5 protein-coding genes are annotated in these 3,443 nt (G+C 68.1%); 4 read left to right on the forward strand and 1 reads right to left on the reverse strand.

The features are described 5' to 3' along the window. On the reverse strand, nucleotides 1–435 hold a 435-nt coding region (locus C667_RS21220; protein WP_004383050.1), incomplete at its 3' end, for a LysR family transcriptional regulator. Nucleotides 436–585: 150 nt separating this feature from the next. Between C667_RS21220 and C667_RS21225 the strand changes: the two genes are divergently transcribed. The 4 genes from C667_RS21225 to tilS all read left to right on the forward strand — a co-directional run. Further along, nucleotides 586–918, forward strand: a complete 333-nt coding sequence (locus C667_RS21225) for an HPF/RaiA family ribosome-associated protein (protein ID WP_004383053.1) — start codon at nucleotides 586–588, stop codon at nucleotides 916–918. Between the two features lie 93 nt (nucleotides 919–1,011). Continuing rightward, nucleotides 1,012–1,677 carry a Bax inhibitor-1/YccA family protein gene (locus tag C667_RS21230; protein ID WP_004383054.1) on the forward strand — a complete coding sequence of 222 codons (666 nt, stop codon included), beginning with the start codon at nucleotides 1,012–1,014 and terminating at the stop codon, nucleotides 1,675–1,677. A 168-nt stretch (nucleotides 1,678–1,845) separates the two neighbouring features. Continuing rightward, nucleotides 1,846–2,811, forward strand: coding sequence for an acetyl-CoA carboxylase carboxyltransferase subunit alpha (locus tag C667_RS21235; RefSeq protein WP_004383056.1), 966 nt, complete (start codon nucleotides 1,846–1,848; stop codon nucleotides 2,809–2,811). A 142-nt stretch (nucleotides 2,812–2,953) separates the two neighbouring features. Further along, a partial coding sequence (gene tilS, locus C667_RS21240) for a tRNA lysidine(34) synthetase TilS (RefSeq protein WP_004383058.1) occupies nucleotides 2,954–3,443 on the forward strand: 490 nt, incomplete at its 3' end.

Here is a 3,443-nt window from a genome sequence, read left to right on the forward strand (position 1 = left end):
CACCACGTCGAGCTTGTGGATGGCGAGCTCGCCGAGCAGGGCGTCGAACTTGCCCTCGCGGCAGACGATGCGCATCGGCTCGGGCAGATCCATCGAGGGCGCCAGCAGCAGCCACGCGATCGCCTTCGGTACCACGTCGGCGATGCCCACGCGAAAGGGCACGGCGCGCCCGGTCGCGCGACTCTGCAGCGCCTCCTCGAGCTCGTTGCCGAGGCGGAAGATCTCCTCGGCGTAGTCCAGCACCATGCGCCCGGTCTCGGTCAGTACCAGGCCGCGGCCCTGGCGCTTGAAGAGGTTCACGCCGAGATCGGTCTCCAGGGTGGCGATCTGGCCCGACAGGGTCTGCGGTGCCAGCCCGGAACGTTCCGCCGCGCGCACGATCCCACCCGCACGGGCCACGGTCCAGAAATGGTGGAGTTGCTTGTAGTTCAGCATGGGTCGCCTCCGGCGCGCTCGATTCGATACTTCGGAAAAATCGGATTGAAATTCTGCTGAACCGAGATTCTATCGAACAGTCTGAGCGGTAGTATCCACCGGAGCACAGGGCCCGATGGATCCGTGCAACGAAAACGAAGGAGACTGGACATGCGTATCGATCTTCATTGCGACGGTGTTGAAACCGCCCCCGGCCTGCGCGACTACGTGGCGCAGCGGATGCGTTCGTCGATCGGCCGCTTCCGCGACCACATCCAGTGGGCGCGCGTGAAGGTCGCAGCGGTGAATGGTCCGGAGGGCGGCGCCGACAAGCGCTGTGTCGTGCAGCTGCGCCTGCGCAACCTGCCCGACGTGGTGTTCGCGATCACCCAGCTCGACGTGCGCGCGGCGGTGGACGAGGCGGCCGACCGGGTCGCCCGCGTGCTCGCCCAGCGCGTGCGCCGCCACCAGCGCGGGCCGGCGATGGCCGCGATCCCGACATGATTCTCTCGTAGTCCCTGCAGCAAACCCCCGGTCGTCCGCCCGTTCGGCGCCGGTTCCAAAACAAATCGACGATCCCACTGGAGGACTTCCACCATGGAAAACCGCATCAGCACCCTGGGCCGGGCCGAAGTCTCGGTCTTGCAGACCAACAAGGTCATCCGCAACACCTACATGCTGCTGTCGCTGACGCTGGCCTTCTCGGCGCTGACCGCCGGCCTGTCGATGGCGATGGGCGCGCCGCGCCTGGGCATCCTGATCACGCTGGTCGGCTACTTCGGCCTGCTGTTCGCCACCTCCAAGTTCCGCGACAGCAGCCTCGGCATCGTGTTCGTGTTCGCGCTGACCGGCTTCATGGGCTTCACGCTCGGCCCGATCATCTCCTCGTACCTGGCGCTCCCCAACGGCAGCTCGATCGTGATGCAGGCGATGGCCGGCACCGCGGCGATCTTCCTCGGCCTGTCGGCCTACGCGGTGACGACCAAGAAGGACTTTTCCTTCATTGGCGGCTTCCTGATGGTCGGCATCCTGGTCGCCTTCCTCGCCGGCCTGGGCGCGATCTTCTTCGAGATCCCGGCGCTGTCGCTGACCGTCTCGGCGGCCTTCGTGATGCTGATGTCGGGCCTGATCCTGTACGAGACCAGCAACATCATCCACGGCGGCGAGACCAACTACATCATGGCCACGGTCACGCTGTTCGTGTCGATCTTCAACCTCTTCACCAGCCTGCTGCACCTGCTGGGGTTCGCCAACAACGACTGACCCGGATCGCCCGCCGCGGCGGGCGGCTTCCGGAAAGGGGCGGTGGCCGCGAGGCGCCGCCCCGTTCTTTTGCGCGCACGCCGCGCTTTTGCGCTGCAGCACGCGCGCCGTACGCGGCCGGGCGGCTGGCGTTACAATGGCGCACATTTTTGACTGGGACAGCCCGGGATGAAGACCACCTTTCTTGATTTCGAAACGGCGATCTCCGAACTCGAGGAGAAGATCGACCAGCTCCGCTTCGTCCAGGACGATCCGGCCGTCGATATCTCCGACGAGATCAAGCGGCTCGAGGCCAAGAGCCAGTCGCTGACCAAGGACCTCTACGCCAAGCTCAGCCCCTGGCAGATCGCCCAGGTCGCGCGCCACCCGCAGCGCCCCTACACGCTGGACTATGCCAGCCTGATGTTCACCGACTTCCACGAGCTGCACGGCGACCGCAGCTACGCCGACGACCGCGCCATCGTGGGCGGGCTGGCGCGCTTCAACGGCCAGGCCTGCGTGGTGATCGGTCACCAGAAGGGCCGCGACACCAAGGAAAAGATCGCGCGCAACTTCGGCATGCCGCGCCCCGAGGGCTACCGCAAGGCGATGCGCCTGATGAAGCTGGCGGAGAAGTTCGCGCTGCCGGTGTTTACCTTCGTCGACACCCCGGGCGCCTATCCCGGCATCGGCGCCGAGGAGCGCGGTCAGTCCGAGGCGATCGGCCACAGCATCTATCTCATGTCCGAGCTCAAGACCCCGATCATCAGCACCATCATCGGCGAGGGCGGCTCGGGCGGCGCGCTCGCAATCGCGGTCGCCGACCGCGTGTTGATGCTGCAGTACTCCACCTACTCGGTGATCTCGCCCGAGGGCTGCGCCTCCATCCTGTGGAAGAGCGCGGAGAAGGCCGCCGACGCGGCCGAGACCATGGGCATCACCGCGGTGCGGCTGAAGTCGCTCGAGCTGGTCGACAAGGTGGTCGACGAGCCGATCGGCGGCGCCCACCGCGATCATCGCGCGATGGCCGCCACGCTCAAGCGCGCGCTCGCCGACGCGCTGCGCGAGCTCGAGGCGCTGTCGCCCTCCGAGCTCGTCGAGCAGCGCTACCAGAAGCTGATGAGCTACGGCCGCTACAAGGAGAAGGCGGCCTGAGGCTCGCCGACGCCGCCCGACCCGCTGCAGGACCCGATCGCGGCTTGCGTCGCTTCGTCACGAGAACCCTGGCTGGACGGTTCCGTGTCGGCGTGGCGCAAGCCGCGATCGCTTTCGATCACGGCGTCTGCCCGTTTCAGCCATGAAGCCCCTGCCTGCCGACGCGCTGCCCGAATCCGCCGCCGCGGTCCTCGCCGCGGCCGGCGTCGGCGTGGGCAGCCGTGTGTGCTGTGCGCTCTCCGGCGGGGCGGATTCGGTGGTGCTGTTCGAACTCCTGCGCCGGCTGCAGCCGCGCTTCGACTTCGGCCTGCTCGCCGCCCACGTCGACCACGGCCTCAGCCCGAACGCTCCCGCCTGGGCGCGCGCCTGCGTCGAGCGCTGCGCGGCCGCGGGCATTCCCCTGCAAGTCTTCCGTGTCGAGGTCGATCGCGCCCACGCCGACGGCCTCGAGGCTGCCGCGCGCGCGGCGCGTCATGCCGCGCTCGCCCAGGTGGACTGCGACTGGCTCGCCTTCGGTCATCACCAGGACGACCAGGCCGAGACCCTGCTTTTCCGCCTGCTGCGCGGCAGCGGCGTGCGCGGGGCGGCGGCGATGCGCGCGGTGGAGCCGGGCGGGGCGGGGCGGCCGGGGC

Source organism: Thauera phenylacetica B4P (genome assembly GCF_000310225.1).
GTDB lineage: Bacteria > Pseudomonadota > Gammaproteobacteria > Burkholderiales > Rhodocyclaceae > Thauera > Thauera phenylacetica.